The following is a 285-nucleotide window of genomic DNA, read 5'->3' on the forward strand; positions in this document are numbered from 1 at the left end:
GCTNCATCAAGANTNNNNTCAACGAGGTACTTACCTTCTTCATCCTTCTTGGTGAAGATATCTTTGGTAATATCGATCAGGTAGCTGCTGAGTTCACCTTCGTTCCATTCGGTGAAGGTTTGCGCCAGCTCTTCGTTGGAAAGTGCCAGACCGCCTTTCAACAGCGCATAAGCTTCAGCAATCAGCTGCATGTCTCCATACTCGATGCCGTTATGAACCATCTTCACATAATGGCCCGCACCGTCAGCACCGATATAGGTGACACATGGCTCACCGTCTTCAGCA

Source organism: Klebsiella sp. EMBS2024 (assembly GCF_036233805.1).
Classification (GTDB): domain Bacteria; phylum Pseudomonadota; class Gammaproteobacteria; order Enterobacterales; family Enterobacteriaceae; genus Klebsiella; species Klebsiella pneumoniae.